At 54.9% G+C, this 19,832-nt stretch carries 17 protein-coding genes; 11 read left to right on the top strand and 6 right to left on the bottom strand.

Going from position 1 to position 19,832, the window contains the following annotated elements; translation table 11 throughout:
- Positions 1 to 8: 8 nt before the first annotated feature.
- From CA54_RS15565 to CA54_RS15550, 4 genes are all read right to left on the bottom strand, one after another.
- A complete protein-coding gene (locus CA54_RS15565) occupies positions 9 to 1,082 on the bottom strand; it encodes a Gfo/Idh/MocA family protein (RefSeq protein WP_146371752.1) in 1,074 nt (357 codons plus the stop codon).
- Complete coding sequence (gene lpxA / locus CA54_RS15560) at positions 1,079 to 1,894, bottom strand: acyl-ACP--UDP-N-acetylglucosamine O-acyltransferase (protein ID WP_146371751.1); 816 nt, start codon at positions 1,892 to 1,894, stop codon at positions 1,079 to 1,081. Before lpxA ends, CA54_RS15565 begins: the two co-directional genes overlap by 4 nt.
- Before the next feature lie 65 nt (positions 1,895 to 1,959).
- A complete protein-coding gene (locus CA54_RS15555) occupies positions 1,960 to 2,856 on the bottom strand; it encodes a UDP-3-O-acyl-N-acetylglucosamine deacetylase (RefSeq protein ID WP_146371750.1) in 897 nt (298 codons plus the stop codon).
- A gap of 310 nt (positions 2,857 to 3,166) precedes the next feature.
- The gene (locus CA54_RS15550; RefSeq protein ID WP_197532486.1) at positions 3,167 to 3,865 is read right to left on the bottom strand and encodes an OmpH family outer membrane protein; all 699 of its coding nucleotides are present in this window, start codon (positions 3,863 to 3,865) and stop codon (positions 3,167 to 3,169) included.
- Between the two features lie 865 nt (positions 3,866 to 4,730).
- Between CA54_RS15550 and CA54_RS15545 the strand changes: the two genes are divergently transcribed.
- Positions 4,731 to 5,369 (top strand): TetR/AcrR family transcriptional regulator, encoded by a 639-nt coding sequence (locus CA54_RS15545; protein ID WP_197532485.1) that lies wholly within the window; start codon positions 4,731 to 4,733, stop codon positions 5,367 to 5,369.
- 175 nt (positions 5,370 to 5,544) lie between these two features.
- Here the strand turns inward: CA54_RS15545 and CA54_RS15540 are convergent, their stop codons facing one another.
- On the bottom strand, positions 5,545 to 7,653 hold the full coding sequence (locus tag CA54_RS15540) for a tetratricopeptide repeat protein (RefSeq protein WP_146371747.1): 2,109 nt from the start codon (positions 7,651 to 7,653) through the stop codon (positions 5,545 to 5,547).
- Positions 7,654 to 8,069: 416 nt separating this feature from the next.
- Here CA54_RS15540 and CA54_RS15535 point away from each other — a divergent pair, with 416 nt between their 5' ends.
- Positions 8,070 to 9,158, top strand: a complete 1,089-nt coding sequence (locus tag CA54_RS15535) for a heparan-alpha-glucosaminide N-acetyltransferase domain-containing protein (RefSeq protein WP_146371746.1) — start codon at positions 8,070 to 8,072, stop codon at positions 9,156 to 9,158.
- Positions 9,159 to 9,210: 52 nt separating this feature from the next.
- Here CA54_RS15535 and aqpZ read toward each other — a convergent pair whose 3' ends face one another.
- Positions 9,211 to 9,918, bottom strand: coding sequence for an aquaporin Z (aqpZ, locus tag CA54_RS15530; RefSeq protein WP_146371745.1), 708 nt, complete (start codon positions 9,916 to 9,918; stop codon positions 9,211 to 9,213).
- Positions 9,919 to 10,216: 298 nt separating this feature from the next.
- On the opposite strand from aqpZ, the gene CA54_RS15525 reads away from it, so the two are divergent.
- From CA54_RS15525 to CA54_RS15485, 9 genes are all read left to right on the top strand, one after another.
- Positions 10,217 to 12,091, top strand: a complete 1,875-nt coding sequence (locus CA54_RS15525) for an ABC transporter ATP-binding protein (protein WP_146371744.1) — start codon at positions 10,217 to 10,219, stop codon at positions 12,089 to 12,091.
- 314 nt (positions 12,092 to 12,405) lie between these two features.
- Positions 12,406 to 13,893, top strand: a complete 1,488-nt coding sequence (gene gatB / locus CA54_RS15520) for an Asp-tRNA(Asn)/Glu-tRNA(Gln) amidotransferase subunit GatB (protein WP_146371743.1) — start codon at positions 12,406 to 12,408, stop codon at positions 13,891 to 13,893.
- A gap of 203 nt (positions 13,894 to 14,096) precedes the next feature.
- Positions 14,097 to 14,888, top strand: a complete 792-nt coding sequence (locus CA54_RS15515) for a DUF4261 domain-containing protein (RefSeq protein WP_146371742.1) — start codon at positions 14,097 to 14,099, stop codon at positions 14,886 to 14,888.
- A gap of 108 nt (positions 14,889 to 14,996) precedes the next feature.
- A complete protein-coding gene (locus CA54_RS15510) occupies positions 14,997 to 15,572 on the top strand; it encodes a class I SAM-dependent methyltransferase (RefSeq protein WP_146371741.1) in 576 nt (191 codons plus the stop codon).
- 21 nt (positions 15,573 to 15,593) lie between these two features.
- Complete coding sequence (locus CA54_RS15505; RefSeq protein ID WP_146371740.1) at positions 15,594 to 16,490, top strand: 2OG-Fe(II)-dependent halogenase WelO5 family protein; 897 nt, start codon at positions 15,594 to 15,596, stop codon at positions 16,488 to 16,490.
- Positions 16,491 to 16,493: 3 nt separating this feature from the next.
- A complete protein-coding gene (locus CA54_RS15500; protein WP_146371739.1) occupies positions 16,494 to 17,045 on the top strand; it encodes a MogA/MoaB family molybdenum cofactor biosynthesis protein in 552 nt (183 codons plus the stop codon).
- Positions 17,046 to 17,279: 234 nt separating this feature from the next.
- Positions 17,280 to 18,335 carry a lysylphosphatidylglycerol synthase transmembrane domain-containing protein gene (locus tag CA54_RS15495; protein ID WP_146371738.1) on the top strand — a complete coding sequence of 352 codons (1,056 nt, stop codon included), beginning with the start codon at positions 17,280 to 17,282 and terminating at the stop codon, positions 18,333 to 18,335.
- Positions 18,335 to 19,294 carry a glycosyltransferase family 2 protein gene (locus CA54_RS15490; RefSeq protein WP_146371737.1) on the top strand — a complete coding sequence of 320 codons (960 nt, stop codon included), beginning with the start codon at positions 18,335 to 18,337 and terminating at the stop codon, positions 19,292 to 19,294. The genes CA54_RS15495 and CA54_RS15490 overlap by 1 nt, the downstream gene beginning before the upstream one ends.
- Before the next feature lie 176 nt (positions 19,295 to 19,470).
- Positions 19,471 to 19,671 (top strand): hypothetical protein, encoded by a 201-nt coding sequence (locus CA54_RS15485; protein WP_146371736.1) that lies wholly within the window; start codon positions 19,471 to 19,473, stop codon positions 19,669 to 19,671.
- Positions 19,672 to 19,832: the final 161 nt, after the last annotated feature.

Raw genomic sequence — 19,832 nt, 5'->3', positions numbered from 1 at the left:
CAGGGCGATCACCCGGCCAGTTTCCGGGGAGCGGCGAAAAACGGTGCCGGGCCAATTGCGCCATGGGAGTCTCCGTCCCAAGCATGGGCGGCGACTGATTCGAGAATCTGCTCAGCGGCGACTAGTGCCTGAAGTGCGGTTTGTCCGTCCACTAACGGTTTTTGCTGGGTGCGGATGCAATCCACAAAACTGCTTAGCTCGGCGGTCAACGCGTCGTGAGGAGTGACGGTGGGGTTTTCGACACGGATAAAGTGTTCGAAGACATCCGTTTTCAGTTTTTCGATGTCCGCTCCAGGTTGTTGTGCCCGTTCAACGGGTGACGTACCGTATAGCAATGCGTCGCTGGGGGCACAGGTGGTCACCTGTCGCGCGCCAAAATCGATCCCGACAAAACCGGTGTTGGACCAGACCTGCATGCTGCGGCTGACGTTCATGCTCACGCGATTGGCGGTCAGGTCGGCGACACATCCGTTTTCAAATCGTAGTCGCGCCTGAACGACATCTTCGTTGCTTCCCAGAATATTCAGTCCAAACGCCTCGACGGAGACGATAGGTGATGCGGCGAGATCCAGGACGAGGTCGATGTCATGGATCATCAAATCGAGCGTCACGCCGATATCGGTGGAGCGGAACGAAAACGGACTGAGCCGTTCGCCGCGAATGTATTTGGGTTGGCCGATGTGCGGCCGGGCGGATTGCATGGCGGGGTTAAACCGCTCGATGTGACCGACTTGCAGAATGGCGCCGGTTTTTTCCGCTTGTTTGACGAGCAGGCTGCCTTCCGTCGCGTCGAGCGCCAACGGTTTTTCCACGTGGGCCGAAATCCCTCGCGCCAGACAATCTCCAGCGACCGCCAAGTGGGCAATCGTGGGAACGGCGACGCTGACCGCATCGACGTTGTCTAGCACGTCCCGATATTCGGAAAACCATTGCGTTCCGCAATTCTGGGCGACCCGCGTTCCTGCTTCTCGATTGGTATCGGCGACGCCAACCAACTCAACGTCGGGCATGCCGGCTAGAATCCGGGCGTGGTGTTGTCCGAGCGCCCCTACACCGATGACTGCGATTTTGATCTGTTTCATGCCGCTTTGGGCACCTCCAGCCTGCGTCCCTGGCGGCCACCGCCACCATGTCCAAGAAAGTCCATCAAGTTAGTGACCTCTGCAGGCCAATCGTCCCCGATTAGTTCGTGCAAAGTTTCGGCGACGAAGTCGACCTTTTTGCAATCGCGATAAATCAAGCGTTGCACTTTTTTAATGATACGAATGGTTTCGTTGCTGATTCCCCGACGTTGCATGCCAACGATATTAATCGTGCGCACACGGCTGTCGTCTCCTCCCGCCCACATCATGTATGGGGGAACGTCGTGAGGCACACGGCTCAGTCCGCTCACGAAACAGAGCGTGCCCAGCGTTGAAAAGTGATGCACGACGCTATTGCCGGAAATGATGACATTGTCCTGCACCTGCACGTGCCCGCCGAGTAGCACCCCGTTTACGAGAATGACGTTGTTCGCAATCCGACAATTGTGAGCAACATGACTGTTAGCCATCAGCATATTGTTGTTGCCGATGCGGGTCACGCCTTCCTCTTTTTCCGCACCGCGGTTGACCGTAACCCCTTCACGGAAAGTATTTCCGTTGCCGATTTCCAAACGTGTCTCGGTTCCGGAAAAACTCAGGTCTTGCGGATCACCGCCGATGACAGCCGTTGGATGAAAGCAGTTATCCGCACCGATCGTAGCGGGGCCTTGAATCGCCACGTGGCTGATCAATTTGGTACGGTCCCCGATTTGGACACCCGCCCCGATCACGCAAAAGGGGCCGATCTGCACATCCGCGCCGATGATCGCCTGGGGGTCAACGCTTGCCATCGCTGATATTTGTGTGGACATGTTTAGTTGTACCTGATCAATGCCGATGTCTGATTGTCGAAAACACGAGATCCACCCATGTTGCTTCAAGCAGCGCGGCACTCCCCGTTGGTTTCCGGGTTAGGAAAGAAGTGTGTGGAGTGGGCCAATTTTAATCGTCGAACAATTTCCGCATTCAAACGGTGCCCGGAACGGCGGGCAATGACGTGTCCTTGTAGATCGCAACCGATGAGCGCTAAGTCTCCGATGCAATCGAGCAATTTGTGCCGCGCACATTCGTCAGCGGCTCGCAATTTGTTTTCGATCGGTCCGTCTTTGCCGAAGATTACCAGATCCGCTGTCGTCAACCGCGCCCCATAACCTTGAGCCTTGAGTGCATCGGCTTCAGCTTCCAGCACAAACGTTCGTGAGAACGCTAGCTCATTCAAAAATGTTTCAGGCGTAATCCGGTAGCTGGCCGTGTGCGCTTGAATCGGCGAGTCAGGGCCGTAGTCGAGTTCGTAGGTGATCTCCAATCCGTCGTGCGCGACCGCTTGTGCGCGAACGTCGGTACCACGATCGTCGGCTGCCACGACGTCGCTTTGAATGCGCACAACCTTGCGGGGTTGATCTTGAGCCACGATTCCCGCGTGGGCAATCGCTTCAGCGAAGAAAAGACTAGAACCGTCGCATCCCGGCGGTTCCGGCGCATTGAGCTCAACCCGGCAATTATCGACTTGTAGTCCGGCCAACGCGGCCATGACGTGTTCGATCATTTCTATGCGAGTGCCGCTATTTTCAATGACGGTGCGGCGTTCTTGGGGAACGGTGAATTCTACGAGGGCCGGAACGGAAGGTGAATTCCCCAGATCGGTTCGCACAAATTGGATGCCGTAATTCGGCTCAGCTGGTAGGAATTTCAAGCGGACGTCCGCTCCCCAAAGGAAGCCCACGCCGGCGACTTCCGCCTCTCGTGCGATGGTCTGTTGCGACCGTTGTTCCACGTAACTCTCTCCCCGCTGGTGCGATATGTCCGCAATCCACCATGAAGCCATGTGATGCGTATTGACGCCCCGCGGTGTTGGCCTTCAAAATCCAACAAGGTCGCAGGAGCAATACCAGTAAAAAATTAATCGGCGTGTCGTTGGGCCGTTGGTCACAATTGTCCAACGGCCCAGCGGCGGCCTTTGGCGGCGCTGTCTCTGAGCGATTACGTCTGGCCGTTCGTCGTAAACCGGATTCCGACAGAAATGTGCGGGACGCGATGCGGCGAACGAAAACAAACGTGCACTTTGAGAGATTTGGCGCCGCTAATTACGGATTCGACCGAGAACGGGTCGGAGTGCGATTCGTCGCGGGCTTTTGTCCGGACACGGGACGGACTTTGCTATCCCGTTTCACCGCCGTTCCAGCAGTCTGATCGAAATGTCGGTTCAGTGCACTGGTAATGATGTCGGTGATGTCATCGGCGTCGCGATGGAAAACCACCGAGGAATTCAAGTCAGCTGCAATCGACCGCGGGTCTGAATCAAGCGACTTGGGACGACGGAAACGCATGACCAGCGAATAACCTTTTCGTGTCGCAAACACTTGGACGATGTCTTGGACTTCGCCGTGGATCGTCTTATAGATCTCAGCTTGGCGACGCTTGAACTGTCGGTCCTTGTTTTGCACTTTGGCTTCGAAGGCGGCTTTCTCCGTGGTGAAACGACTTTCCAGCGCGGTGTAATTGTCGCTGTCCTTTTTGAAGGTGGAGTCCTTCAGTTGTCGTTCTGCCGCTTGCAGCCGTTTGAACGAACCTTCCAGTTCGCCCTTGCTTTTTTCCATATCGGCTTTGAGTTCGTCTTGAAGAACGTTAAATTTTTTGTAGTTCTTGAAGACCTCCTCCATGTCAATCAGGCCCACCTTATTACCGGGTTCGCCGGAATTGCCCTGAGCATAGGCTTGCGAGGAAATCATCGAGGCTCCCAACAGAGCCATCGTGACGGCGAAAATCAGTCGTGTCTTTGTCACGGCGTTTGCACTCCTTTGCTGTGCCAAACCGGAAGGTGACGCCCGGTGTGTAGTGTTGCCGAATTGCCGGCAACCGTCTTCTGATCGAATCACGATCAACATTTTTTGCTACATTGAAACTGCTTGCCGATCACATCATACGCCCCGCGAAAGCGGCCTTCACATAGGCCGTCCTCCCGAGATCCATTGATCACAATCTTCTGGAATTTCATTGTGCGGCTACGCCGTGCATCCTCGCACGACCTGACAACACGAACAAAAACTGTTGAAAAACCAGCAGGCAGGTGACCTCGAATGCGGCCGATGTGGTCTGCAGAGAAAGCCGCTGCGGGCCATGAAACCGGTTCGAGACGATTGGATTGTGTCGACTGAGGCGGGTATTTTGCATAACCGGCCAAACAGGTCAATACGAGACTAACGCTGTGTTGTTCGGAAAATGTCCATTCCAATGAAACATTTTTTCAAACGCCTGTGATTGAACGGACGTTGTATGCACACTGCTCCGGATAAAAACTCGCTTCGTGTGCCCCTTTTTGCTTGAAATATTGCGTTCATGCGGCAGTCTGGTCGTAAGCGGATCGAATCCGCCGCATTTTGAGATAAAATTGCCGTAGCAAAAAGAAACAGTCGTGGAATCTAGGACTCAAATCTGGGCGCACACTGTGTCTAATTGCTGGAGTTGGGAGAACAACTACCCTGCTCTGGCAGATACGCGGTTCGAGATGGCACTTGTCGAACGGTCGTTCATAGCGATAGACTGAACTGGAACTGATCGCACACTAGGGCTGCGCACCCCCCGCGATGGAGCAATTACAGATCACATACTTCGATGTACGGTCCGAGAATGAATGAGCGGGGTAGGACGATGGATGAGGTCATTGCGACCAAGGACAAGGGGACCGAGGGCATCCGCTACGCGTCGTTGAAAAAAACGCGAGCTCGTGCTGAAGAGATCCTGGAGGCGGCCGCCGTAGTGTTTACGGTCAAAGGCTTTGACGCGACCTCGATGAACGACATCGCCAAGGCGGTCGACCTGACCAAAGCGGGGCTGTACCACTACATTCGCGGAAAACAGGATCTGCTGCACGCGATCATGGATTTCGCCATGGATGCCATTGAGATGCAAGTCTTGGAGCCGGCGGGGCAGATCGCCGATCCGACTGAGCGGTTAAAAATGACCCTCTACAAGCATATTCATTTGTTCGAGAATTATGGCACGCATGTCACGATTTTGATCGATGAAATGACGGCACTGACTCCCGCGCACAGGGAACACATTATCCAGCGCAAACGCGCTTACCTGGATTTTGTGCGGAATACCCTCAGCGAATTGAAAGCTGCGGGACGAATGCGCGACCTGGATGTCACCATCACATCGCTGAACATCCTTTCCACCATCGTCGGCATGGCGCGGTGGTACAACACGGATGGAAAAATGCCACTGGAATACGTGTCAGAACAAACCATCGGTTGGGTTTTGCGCGGCGTGCTCAAAGACGAGTAGGCTAGCGGCAACCGGTCCTGCGATATCGTCGATTTCCGAACAATTGAATGTCACGATTAGTGATTTGGGTTGGGTGCCATTGGCACGCTCGTTCTTCAATTTGGCGATGCACTAGACTGGCCGCCTGCGTTTATCACAGCATACGAGACGTGACGGCAACATTACGCACCGGTCGTCATTTGAGCGAATCGCGCGCGCGCTGGAGGTTTTGCTTGGCTGCCTCAAATTGGGGATTGATGGTCACCGCACGTTCGAAGCTAGCGGCCGCTTTTTGCATTTGACCACTTTGAGCAAAGGCGACTCCTAGCGAGTTGTGTGCCGAGGCCAAATTCGGTTCCAGTTGTATCGCCATTTCGAGGTGTTCTACTGCCTCGTCGATTTTATTTTGATTCAAGCGGACGTTCCCCAGTTCCTCCCAGGACCCGGGATGCTTCTCGTTCACCGAAATCGATGTCTCAAAGCATTCAGCGGCGAGATCGAGTTGATTCAACTCTTGATAGACAAGTCCCAAGTTGTAGTGGGCCCCCGGATAATTCGGGTCGCTTGCGACGGCTCGCTGAAATGATTTTGCAGCTAAGTCCCATTCCTTCAACCGGCGATGTACGTGGCCCAGGTTATTGTGTGCGTGAGCGTAGTCCGGCTGCAATAGAATGGCTTCTTCGTAGGTTGCCTTTGCCTGATCGAGTTGGCCTCTCCTTTCGAAATCGTAGGCAGCCATACAAAGAGTTTCGGCGTCCTCTGGGAGTTTAGAGGCTGCGAGCTGTGAAAGTCGCCCCGCTTCTTCGTATTTGCGGGCCCATGACAACACCTTTGCCAGGTTGCGAAGTGCGGTTCCGTGGGCCTGTTCGTCGATGCTCGCCATGACTTGTTCATCGATTTGCTTTCGGGATTTCTCGGTCCACTCACTGTTCGGATTGACGATCCCTTGCGACTCCAGATCGTTGAGCAAGCTTAACGCCAATTCTCGATAGCCATCAATGGTGGGATGGACGTGGTCCAGAAACCACTCTTCGCCTGTGATACCGGTCTCGGTCTTGGTCTCAACCAGCTCTTGAAAATCGACGAGCGGAACCTCGAACTGAGCGGCGACCTCTTTAACAACCGACTGCATTTCGGGCAGTATCCGCAGTGGACAGACATCTTCGTCAATCGCACGCTGGAAGGCCTGTTTAGCTTCGGGATACTGTTTGAGCGCATAAAGGATCTCACCTCGCACGAAATGAGCTTGCGCATAATGCGGATCGATAGAGATGGCTTGGTCTAATGATTTTAAAGCTTCTTCAAATTCTCCTGACTCTTGTTGAGTGGTCCCCTGCGTCATGAGTTCCTGCCAGCGGGCGACCTCTTCAGGCTTCAAATCGTCGCTGTGCAGATTTTTGAAGGGAGACATATTGCGTTCGTTGGCAGCCGGGTTCACCATCACCACACGCGCGCCGACGGACCGCGCAATTTCGATCATTCTTTCAAGATTAAACCGAAAGTGCTCAATGGTTTGGGTGCGTTGTTCATCATCCCGGATATAGTCATCCGGTCCGATGGAACCGTCGAGAATGGCCTCGACCTCTTCGGGAAGTTTGTTGGTCGCGGAGGAACTCTGCGCCCCACCGCCATGACCGAGCATGGTGCGAACCGAGGCATAAATCCGCGACCGCGCCACGATGGCTCCCGTTTCGCGAACGGCGCTGGGTGTGGCCATCAACTGGCTGTAGGTCCGACGTTCTAGAAACTCATTCTGGCCGCAATAGATGATGAACAGGTCCGGTTGATATTCAATCAGTTCTTCCATCAGAGACGCGACACGATAACTGGCATAGCTGATGCCGCCGGCATTGATCACTTCCCAGGGATGGCTGGAATCGGCAGCTGTTAAGTACGTGCGCAACCAACCAGCAAATGAAGTCACGTCATTATAAGGGCGGCCGTAAGTCGTTGACCCACCGACACAAAAAATGCGATAATCGCCTTTCGCTTTCTCTGCGGGGAACGCTTGCGGATTGAACCATTGCAATTTTTTGGGGGCTGTGGAGTAGATCGAAGTCCCGTCGGGTGTCTGGACTGCTTCATACAACGGCGACCGAGACGTGAAGCCCACGAACGGATCTTCATTGTAGGTGATCGGATTCACCCCAAAGGCGGCAAGCATCAATTCCATGGCTCCGAAAAAGACCACGGTGGCCACGATCGAAAACAGAACCTTCTTCAGCGGGGAAATCCGGCGACGTTTCTTCGATTCTTGGGGCTTCTCTGCGTTAGAAGAAGCCGATTCGCTTGGAGGTTCTGCCATGGATTTTCCCTTAGAAGTGCTGCCGCGAATCAACTCAGAGTATTTAGAATCTCTGGTTTTTTCCTGAAGTGGCCCCAGTTATTTTCGAGTACGGTAGAGTACCTGTCAAGGGGGTGGCAGACGCGCCAAGCGACCGACTGCGGACGCATTCTCGCACTGGCCCAACACCACGTTGGCAAGGCTTAGTCTTTGCAGGATCTGATCCACCCTGTATTGCTATGGCCTGAGAGAGCGGGTCTGTTTCCTATTCCCCAGTTGGTGTGAAACGCGTTCATTCCCAACGATACATTAAAAGCGTGGTGTTCAACGCAGCCCGCCTCCTGTTTTGACAAACAACGGCGAGCAATGCTACGCTTTTTTCAATTCCTTGCAATTTCCTGTGCATCCCACCATTCACTCCCCCTTCGGAACCGGCTATGTCCCCTACTACGTTAAATGCCTCGAATCGTTTGCTCTCGATTGACCAACTGCGAGGGTATGCGATTTTCGGAATGATTCTGGTCAATTCCAAAGGCATGTTTGGGATAGAACTCGAACAGTTGAGTCACCATAAAGATCATTTCACCTATGCCGATACGATTGCTCCCATTTTCATGTTTGTTGTGGGAATCAGCATGCGTTTGTCCTGGCTGCGTCGCAGTGAGGTCACCGGCGTAACGGCCACGCGAATCGCCATGGTGAAGCGGTTCACCACTTTAGTGCTCATCGCCTTTGTGATTTATATGGGCTGGCTGTGGGATGCCCTCATGGACATCGGTTTGGCCGGTCTATTGGCGGTGATGTTCATCGACAAGTCCCCCAAAGTGAGGGCGATTGCCGCTTGCAGTATGGCATTGCTCTATCAGGCACTGGTCAGCTTTACGGTTTACGGGCCGTGGATCATGAGGACGGGGGATCTGACGGACGAGAATCTGCCCTATCTGTTCAAATGGATCCCGTATCAGTCGACCCTATTTGATGTACGGATCAACGGGGGCCCCTTTGGCCCATTGAGCTGGTGCTTCATCCTGCTACTGGGGACGATTGCTTATGACATCATGAAAAGCAATGATCGCCAGCGGATCGTCACCTATTGTCTGTTGCTGGGCATCAACTTGTGTGCAGCGGGTTGGGCGGTCAGCATGCCGTGGGGAGAAGTCAAACCGTTGTGGCCCATCTCAGCCTACCACATGACTTTGCCGTTTCCGCTCTGGTCCACGGGCATTTGCTTTCTGACGTTACTGGCCTTTCATTTCCTCTGCGACGTGGGAGGCATTCGCATTCCCACATTCACCTCGGTCAGCATGAATGCGCTGTTCATCTATATCGTGCAATGCGTGATTTCTGAAACCGAGGCGCCTAAGGAGATCATCACGAAGAGTTTCGAATGGATCCAGAAACCGTTGGTCGAATCCAACCCCTCGCTCGCCGTCCCACTGGGCCTCTGCGGAATTCTGTCCTATTACGGACTGCTGGCGGCACTCGCCTATGTACTGCACCGCAAGAAGATCTACATCAAGATCTGAACCCGCAGCTTAAGCGTGGCGGGACCGATTGGATAGGTGCGCACGATCCGGATCAATCTTCCGCTTTCGGGTCTCCTGCTATCAGCGGATAAACCACTCCGGCGAGTGCGGCACCAACGATGGGCGCGACCCAGAACATCCACAGTTGCGACAGTGCCCACCCACCGACGTAGAGTGCGGGACCGGTACTCCGCGCCGGATTCACCGACATGTTTGTGACAGGAATGCCAATCAAAAGGATCATCGTCAAACCCAGCCCAATAGCGATCGGGGCAAATCCTTGAGGAGCTCGGCTATCGGTGGATCCCAAAATAATCATAAGGAAGAAAAAAGTGAGTACGATCTCAGTCACTAAGCCCGCGACGAGCGAATATCCCGCAGGCGAATGTTCGCCATATCCGTTGGCCGCGAATCCGTCTTCCAGAGAAAAATCTGCATGCCCACTAGCAATGAGGTATAACACGCTGGAGCCGGCAATGGCTCCTGCGACCTGGGCGATCACATAAGGGAGGAATTCAGCAGCTTTGAATCGCTTAGCAACCAGCAACCCCACCGAAACGGCCGGGTTAATGTGACAACCGGAAATGTGGCCGATCGCAAAGGCCATTGTCAGTAGTGATAAGCCGAACGCGAACGAAACGCCCAACCAGCCGATACCCACGTCGGGATATCCGGCGGCGAGCACTGCACTACCACAGCCACCGAAAGTCAACCAGAAGGTTCCAAGGAACTCGGCTCCGCATTTTTTCCCCAATGACATTCCACTCAGTCCCCATTATTGGTTGATTCGGATTAACAAAAAGCCTTAATGAATGGAATGATTCTAGGCCTGCCACCTCCGGTTTAAAACGTTTTCACGGCTTTCGTTTCCAATTTTTTTAGGATTTGTCGCCAAAGTCGGACCTGGCAGGCAATTCATTCCAGCCGTGCTCCTTTGGTCTTCCGACTTAACCCGCCCTTGACACCTTTTCCTGCATGCACGATTCTTGCACGCGTGGCTGCGCAGTCGTCTTTCGCAGCAACGAATCGATTTTTCCAGCAAAGTGAGATCCTCCCGGATGGCTGATGCTCCTACGCTTGTTGATATTCAAGGCCTCAAGACCTATTTCCACACCGATGGCGGAATCGTTAAAGCGGTTGATGACCTTTCGATCAAGATCAAGGAAGGGCATACGCTGGGACTGGTGGGGGAATCGGGGTCCGGCAAATCGGTCACCTCGCTGACCATCATGCGGCTGTTGCCGGAAGTTTCGGCCAACATCGAAGCGGGTTCGATTTCGTTTCTGGGGCGCGATTTGGTCCGGTTGCCCGATGCGGAGATGCGGTCGATTCGGGGTAAAGATATCAGCATGATCTTTCAGGAACCGACCACCTCACTGAACCCGGTGTTTAAGGTGGGCAAGCAGGTGATGGAAGCGATCATCCTGCACCAAAAGGTCTCCAAGGCCGAAGCCCGTAAGCGGACGATTGAGTTGTTCGAAGAAGTCGGCATTCGCGATGCGTCGCGACGGGTCGACAGTTATCCGCACGAAATGTCGGGTGGGCAAAAACAGCGGGTGATGATCGCCATGGCGCTCAGTTGCAACCCAAAACTACTCATCGCCGACGAACCGACAACGGCGCTGGACGTAACGATCCAGGCACAGATTCTGGATTTGATTCGCGAATTGCGCGATGAACGAGGCATGTCCATTTTGTTCATCACGCACGACCTGGGAGTGATCGCTGAAATCGCCGACGATGTCGCCGTGATGTTCAATGGCAAATTGGTCGAATACAACACGATTCTCGAAATCTTCACCAATGCCCAACACCCCTACACCAAAGGCTTGCTCGCTTGCCGGCCGCAACTGGAATCGACGTTCCGGCGGCTGCCGACGGTGGTCGACTTTATGGAAACCAAACAAGTCGGCGACCAGACCGAAGTCATCGAACGGGTCGTTGACGAAGAGCGAATGAAAGCATTGGTCTCCAAAGGCCGCGGACGCTTGTTGCATCCCAAGGCGGAATTGAAATCGATGGGGCATCCTTGGGAAGAAGGGGACCACGAAGCCGATACAGAAACCGTCCCCGAGGGGCAGACGCCGGTGCTCGCTGTGGAGGACTTGAAAGTCTATTTCCCGATCAAAAAAGGAGTGCTGTCCCGAACGGTCGATCACGTCCGCGCGGTCGACGGTATTAGCTTTAACGTCTACAAAGGACAAACTCTGGGCTTAGTTGGGGAATCGGGTTGCGGGAAAACAACCACCGGTCGGGCGATCCTACGTTTGGTGCAACCCACTTCGGGGAAAGTGACCTTCGAGGGCATCGATGCCACCACGGCTAGCGGCTCGGAACTCCGCGCCATGCGGCGGCGGATCCAGATTATTTTCCAAGATCCTTATGGCTCGCTGAATCCCCGTATGACCATTGATGCGGCTCTCACCGAACCCATGATGGTGCACAAACTGGGCGGGTCCCGCAAAGATCGCCGCGAGCGGGCGGCATCGCTCTTGGAAGAAGTCGGACTGAAAGGGGATTTCCTGGGACGTTATCCGCACGAGTTTTCCGGTGGTCAACGCCAACGGATTTGCATTGCCCGCGCTTTGGCCGTCGAGCCGGAGTTCATCATCTGCGACGAATCGGTCTCCGCCTTGGATGTCTCGGTCCAAGCCCAAGTGCTGAACTTGCTCAAGGACTTACAGGAACAACACGGCCTGACGTACGTCTTTATCAGTCACGACTTGAGCGTCGTCAAATTCATGTCGGATATGATGGCCGTCATGAATATGGGGAAAATCGTCGAGTTCGGCCCTTCGGAAAGCATCTACGCCAACCCGGTCGAGGAATACACCCAACGCTTGATCGAAGCGATCCCCAAGGACACGATCGAGAACATAGAACGTCGGCAGAGTGATCGCATAGCGGCGCTGAAAAAACGTCAAGCGGGGTGAGCGGGGGGATTCACCACGGAGGGCACAGAAGTCGGAACCGCAACTCAGCGTTTCGGTTTTCTTAGCCACAGATTGAACACAGATAAAACACAGATTTTTGGCGTGGCACTCGAAAATCCCAAACCGACCGCTTGCGGTCGCGCACGGCGTCCGCTTATCGCGAGGTGATGCATTGAGAACTCTGTGTCATCAATCTTCTGATCCGTCCCTACTTTTACGGGCGAAGACTCTTGAGACAGTCGCGGCAAACATTTGGACAATGTACAATCACAGACTCAATACCCTTTTGATTGTGGACATTGTACAAGAAGACCATGGATTACACCGTCATTATCGGCCTCGAAGTGCACGTGCAATTGCTCACCGAGAGCAAGATCTTTTGTGGCTGCGCGAATAAATTCAACCCGGACCATCCCAACACGCAAACCTGCCCGGTCTGTCTCGGACTGCCTGGGGCATTGCCGGTAATGAACCAGGAGGCGTTTCGGCTGTCCGTCAAGACCGGCATGGCGCTCAATTGCGACATCCCGTCGTTCACCAAATGGGACCGCAAACAGTATTACTATCCCGATCTGCCCAAGAACTATCAGATCAGCCAATACGACTTGCCGTTCAGCCAGGATGGTTGGGTCGAGATCGCTGTCGATCCCGAACAGGACGAACCTCGCAAGATTCGTCTGATCCGTGCGCATCTCGAAGAGGATGCCGGCAAGAACATGCATGACGAATCGGGCGGCGGCGCGGATAGCCTCGTCGACCTGAACCGTACCGGCACGCCACTGCTGGAAATTGTTTCCGAACCGGACCTACGCTCTGCCGCCGAAGCGAAGGCGTTTTTGCAGGAACTCAAACTGCTGCTGGGATATCTGGAAGTCTCCGACTGCAATATGCAGGAGGGGAGTCTGCGTTGCGACGCCAACGTCAACCTGCATGTGCACCAGGACGGGAAGAATATCCCCACGCCGATTGTTGAAGTGAAAAACCTCAACAGTTTTCGCGGCGTGGAAATGGCGATCGATTATGAGATCAAACGACAAGTCAAAGAATGGGAATCGACCGGCAAAACCATGGGAGAGGTCGCCAAGGAGACCCGCGGTTGGGATGCGGAACGAGGCATGACCTTCTCACAACGGGGCAAGGAAGAGGCGTCGGATTACCGCTATCTCCCCGACCCCGACTTGGTCCCGGTGATCGTCAGCGAAGATTTTTTAGAGGAGATTCGCAACGATACCTGCGAATTCCCTGCCGATCGCCGGGCGCGAATTCGCGAAGCGTATAGCTTGTCGCAGTATGATGCGGCGGTGATCGTCGACCAGGGCCGCGCGTTCGCAGATTATTTCGAGGACGTTGCCCGGCATTGCGACGACGGCAAACAAGCGGCCAACTGGATGACTCAAGATGTCCAGCGCGAGCTGAACGAACGCAACATCGGCATTCAGGATTTTCCGCTACATTCCTCGGTTCTGGGCGACGTGTTGAACCGGATCGTGAAGAAAGAAATCACGACCAAGAGCGGCCGCGACCTGTTTGCGGAGTTGCTCAAAATCGAGAGCGACGAAATCATCACTGCCGAGCAGATCCATCAAATCATCGTCGACAAGGATCTAGCGGTCGTTTCCGACACCGGACAATTGGAAGGCGTGATTGCCGCTGTGATTGCCAAAAACGCCAAAGCGGCCGAAGACCTCCGCGGCGGAAAACAAGCCGCCGCCGGACCGTTGATCGGTCAAGTAATGCGCGAGATCAAAGGCGCCGACCCGGGGATTGTCCGGCAGATGATTCTGGATGCGGTGCAGGAGTAGGCTTGAGACGCGAGGCGACAGGCTTGAGGGCTGCGGACCACGCCGCCAGGGTGGAGAGACCATCGTCCTCGCATGTCTGGCTGGGAAAGCTGTTGTGTTCGTCGTACGCGTCATCCCGCTAAAATTGCTTGAACACGCATCGATTCGTGTGTAGATTTGTGATTTCCATAGCGGTTTCGCCCACGGTCATCAGGGAGCAGCAGATGTCGATCTCGATTGCGATGGTTGCATTTGATAAAGGTGCCAAAATATCGCGCTCGGCGGTCTACAAACATCTTCAAGCGACCTGGCCCAAGTTGCCGGCGGTGACAGCCAGCGAGAAAACCGATAGCACGTTTAGTTTTCAGCTTGGTGAGACAGCGATCGTCTATGGACTGATGCCCGCGCCCATTCCGTGGTCCGATCTGGAGGGGCCCTGTAAATCGAGTTGGTTGTGGCCCGAAGCTTCGGGAAAAATGCGCAGCCATTCCAGCCACGTGATCGTCACCGTCATGTCGGAATGCTCTCCCGTTGAGCGGCAAACGCTTTTAACGCAGGCGACGGCCTCGTTGGTAGCGACGACGACAGCTACCGCGGGAATCTATTGGGGTGGTTCCACACTGGTGATGGCGCCGGATATGTTTTGCGACTTCGCCATCAAAGTCATGCCGGAAAGTCCGCCGCTGTTTGTCTGGATCGATTTCCGCACGGGGAGTAGCAAAAACGGCGAAGTACGGGGTTTCACGAATGGAATGCGGTCGTTGGGGCACATGGAATTGGAATCACTGGATGCATCCGAAACCCCCGGTGGATTGAAAGAACGCTTTTTCGGTTTAGCCGGCTATCTGCTCGAAAACGGTCCCGTTATTAAAGATGGTGACACGATGGGCGAAGATGAGGACGAACGGATTCAGATCGTCTACAGCGACTCCACCTTCGGCCAAGAGGAACAAGTGATGCGACTGGTGTACGAGTCCACGAAACAAACGAAATCCTGGTGGCGCGGCCGGAAATGACGCGCCGCGGGATTTCAGGGCATCTGGTGTTGGGGACTGCAGACATCAGGTGCGGGTGAGTGGTCGGTGACGATACATTTTGAATGAGAGCAGTATAGCTTCAAAGTCATGTCCGAACACGATCGAAAAAAATGGGATGCCAAATACGCAGACGTCGACGAAGTCGGCGCCGCTGGGGAAAATGATTGGCTCGCCCAACAGGTGAGCGACATGCAGCCGGGCCGGGCGTTGGATTTGGCCTGCGGGCTGGGGGCAAACGCGATCCAATTGGCGCAGTTGGGATGGGCGGTCACTGCTATCGACATCTCGCCGGTGGGATTACAAATCGCCGCTCGCAGCGCTGCCGCAGCTGATGTGCAGGTCGATTGGCAGACGGCCGATTTTGGGATATGGGAACCTACGGCAGCAACCTTCGATCTGGTGACAGTCTTTCGCTATCTCGATCGCGATCAGTTGCCACAACAAATTCAGGTGGCGTTAAAACCGGGCGGAACGTTGTTGTATGAAACGTTCGTCGAAGGCCCAAATGCCACAGTCGGCGGCCATGTGCGCAATCCCGCCTTCGTGCTGCAGCGAGATGAACTGCCAACGTTGTTTCCTAATTGGGAAGTCATCGAGTATTCTGAAAACGAAGTCAGCGATCACTACGTCGCTCGCTTGCGATCACAAAAACCCGCTCCCTAAGCATCAAGGTGCAAAGAGATCATGCCCGACGTCGATTGGAAACCGCTGGATTTCGATGCAGAAACGCGACCCGCCACGGATACAAATCCGATTCGTGATGTCGCCCAGGGGAAATGCCCCACCGTAGTATTCCGGCAAGCATTTCCTGCCGAGCAATGTGCAGCGCTCGTGCAGTATTTGATCGATGAGGATTTAATCTACGACAGCACTACAGCTCTAGTTGCTGAAAAAGCAGTCTCCGCGGGGGTGACCGACAAGTGGACCGGTTTGAATCTGAATCCCGACGGCAGCCCTCGTCGGCGGATTGATATTGGGACCAGCCTGGGCAATATCGGCGAGGATCAAGAACGCTTTCTCAGTGAGTCAGCCAAGACGCACCGCCTCTTCGGGCGATTATTCGCAGACCGGCCCAATCCGATTCAAGTGATCTATGATCGTCTGCAAGACATTTCGCCCGGCAAGTCGGTCGTGACGGCTCACGAACCGGACGGGCGACAATACGGTCCGGCAATTTTTCGCGTGCATTACGGCGGATACGCCTACGGACCACATTTCGACAGCGTCCACAATCGCGAAAAACGCACCAACTATGCCGTCTACAAATATCAATCGCAATTGGCCGGCGTGCTCTGCGTGCAAAACACCACGCTCAACGGAGTGACGGCGCAGGGAATTGTGCACCGTCAATTTTGGAATGAGCAAGTCGATCCCTGGTTGGCATCGGGACAGTTTCACGATTACGCGGAACAGCAAAACATCGATCGTGTACAAATCGAATTGCAGCCGGGCGATTTGTATTTCTTCAACACCGGCCTGATCCACGAAGTCCCCGGTGTCCCGGGCGACCTGCCGCGGATCGTGCTGGCGACATTCATTGGCTACAGTGACGATGAAGATGAAATCATGGTGTGGAGTTAATTGATGTCTGAAAATCAAAACCAATCACTCGAAGGGCATGCGGCGCATGCGCGCGAAGCAGCCAAGACGGGGGTGTTGGGCTTCGCCGTGGTGACGTTGTCCGATACGCGTACGGCGGATAACGATAAGTCGGGGCAATACCTGCACAGTGCCATTGCTGCTGCCGGGCATCGCATTGTGCAGTATGCCGTAGTCAAGGACGAACCAGCCGATGTCGCCGCTCAGTTGCAATCCGCTCTTGATGATCCCGAGGTGGCGATCATTGTGACCAACGGCGGAACGGGTATCGCCACGCGCGATACGGCCTACGAATCGGTCGTGGGCATGTTGGAAAAACAGCTCGATGGTTTTGGCGAGTTGTTTCGCATGTTGTCGTATGAAGAAATCGGCGCCGCCGCCATGCTCAGCCGCGCCGTCGCCGGCATCGCCGCAGGCTGCGTGATTTTTTCGCTCCCCGGCTCAACCAAAGCCGTCCAATTGGGCATGGAAAAACTAATCCTGCCGCAAGCGGGGCATTTGTATTACGAGTTGCATAAGGATGGCGGAACGGGGTGAGGCTTGAGGCGACAGGCTTGAGGGTTGGTGTATGGCGGTGAGGGCTGAAGCCGTTACATCGAGAACCCCCGTGAACGGAGGTGAGATATTGATGATATTGCCGAGCGCAAAGTCAGACGACCACCACCCAATAGCAACCACTCCCCTTTTCTAGCCACCGGCCACTCACCACTCACTTCCGGCCACACCACAAACTGAATAGCCACCACAGCAACCGTTTTCTATGATGTCCGTATGGATGCCTCCCCTGCTGTTCCCGAAACCTCACCCTCGCGGCTGCGCCGGTTGTGGGGTGTCGTCAAATGGGTCTTGTTTGCTCTGCTGCTGGTTGTGGTCAGTCATCACGGGTGGGGGTTGTGGCACAAGGTAGAAACGCACGATGTGCAGCTGCACTTTGGATGGCTCGCCGCGGCGGTTATGCTGTATATCGCTGCTTGGACTCCTGCTTGGTGGTATTGGCGATGGCTGTTGTCCGCCGGCGGCGATGAGATTCCTGCGCTCCAGGTGGCCCGTGCGTATTTTTGTGGGCATTTGGGGAAATATATTCCGGGCAAAGCGGGTGTGATTTTGATTCGGGCGGCAATGATTGCCGGGGCGGGCGGCACTTTCGTCCGGGGCGGACTGACTGCCGGATATGAATCGTTGACGACCATCGGCACCGGGGCGGCCGTGGCGGCAATGCTTTCACCATGGATCTTTCCCAAACTCCCGCAACGCCCCGGTTGGGAATGGCTGTCGTCGGTTCCCGGTTATCCGTACACTGTTCCGCTAATGGTCATCGTGGTTTGTTTGGCGGCATTGCCGCTGACAGCCAAACTGTTCACGCGGTTGTCCAGCAAGGCGGGCGGCAGTTCCGGCACGGCGGATGCAGACTCGTCGTTGCTGGAGAGTTCCCTCGTGGCGCAGGGAGTTTCGACGCAACTGCTGTTCGTTGGATCGCTGATGGTCATCATCGGTTGGTCCGTGCATGGTTTGGCGCTGGGCTGTATCATTCGCGGCAGCGGCGTCGCTGATGTCAGTCTCCTCGACTGGCCGTTATGGACCGCCACTATTGCTGCGGCAATCTCCGGTGGGTTTGTGGCAATTTTCGCACCGGCCGGGATTGGGGTCCGGGAATTGATCGTGGTCGAATCGCTGAGAAATTACGTCAGCCCGCAACAAGCGATTGCGGTCGCGCTACTGTTGCGGTTGGTGTCGTTAATCGGAGAATTGATAGCGGCCGGCGGATTGTGGCCGTTTGGTGCGAAGATACAGATTGATGCGAAGAATAAAGAGGGAGCGACGCCGTAATGCTATCGATTGTGATCCCCGTATTGAACGAATCGGAAAGCCTGCCGCAGTTGCACGCGGAGATCGGCAACGTCGCGGCACAAGAGAATCTGGATGTCGAACTGGTGTTTGTCGACGACGGTTCGACCGACGATTCCTGGCATGTCATCGAGAAAATTGCCGAACAGGACCCCCGCGTGCGGGCGATTCGTTTCCGCCGCAACTTCGGCAAAGCAGCAGCCCTCTCGGCCGGATTGGAAATGGCGGACGGGGAATTCATCATGTCGATGGATGCCGACCTGCAGGATGACCCGGCGGAGATTCCACGCTTCCTAGAGAAACTCGCTGAAGGGAATGACGTCGTCAATGGTTGGAAGCAGCGGCGGCTGGATCCTTGGCACAAGGTATATCCTAGCAAGGTCTTCAATTACATGGTCAGCAAACTGACCGGGCTGAGTCTGCATGATCACAATTGCGGCGTGAAATGTTTTCGCAGCCAAGTCGCCCAGGAGATCGAACTGTACGGCGAGTTGCATCGCTTCGTACCGGTGCTGGCGCATGCGCAAGGTTTTCGCGTGGCAGAGCTGCCGGTGAATCATCGTTCGCGGGAATTCGGACATTCCAAATATGGGGTCCGGCGTTTTCTGCGAGGGTTTTTGGATCTATTGACGGTCAAATTCCTGACTGGTTTTGGCCAACGACCGCAGCACATGCTGGGGGCGACCGGATTGTTGTTCTTTGGGATCGGCGGTCTGGGAATCGGGTACCTGACTTTGGTGTGGATCTTGACCAACGTGTTTGCGTTCGGATTCGGCCCGATCGGCGGCCGGCCGTTGTTGGCCTATTCGATCGCATTTGTGCTGCTGGGCGGCCAGTTGATGTCGCTGGGATTTTTGGCCGAATTGGTGGTAGCAAATAGCCCCCGATCGACACGACGGTATAGCGTAAGAGAGCGGATTGTGGGCGACAAGCAGGCGTAAACGACCGAAGGGGGCGGGAGAGCGGACGTTAGCATTGAGATAATTTGTCCTGCCAACAGCCCTGTTGGGGAGGTTTGCACTTTCGTTGCCGTATTTGTGACGGTAAAATATCTTATGGTCTGCCCACAGTGTTCGGTTCGTAGCGAGCGATGCTTGTCACCGCTAGGGAGGTGTTTATGGTCGATCCTAAAGATGAACAAACGCTGAATCTCGAAGTTGATTGCCTCGACGAATTAGGACGCGCCCTTTCTCCGGAGCAGTCCGACGATCCGCAATTGCCGGTTGATCAAACGATCCCGGTCCCCGGCCATTCCTGCCACCGCGACTCAAAACCCAGCGAACTAAGTGCCAGCGATTTCGGCATTCCCGAAGCGTAATCGGCGCAGCTGTACTCGATCACGCCGCCCACGGTGGGCCGCGTGTCAGTCGTTGAACATAGGTGACCTGGATGCCACTGGCTCTGCCAGTGTTTCGCAAGCATCCCGCCCCACTCAAGTTGCACTGGCAGAGCCAGTGGGCACCCAGCCCCAATCATCAT

The organism is Symmachiella macrocystis (genome assembly GCF_007860075.1).
Lineage (GTDB): Bacteria > Planctomycetota > Planctomycetia > Planctomycetales > Planctomycetaceae > Symmachiella > Symmachiella macrocystis.
Note: the sequence above shows the minus strand (reverse complement) of the source record. Positions and strands in the feature narration are given on the sequence as shown.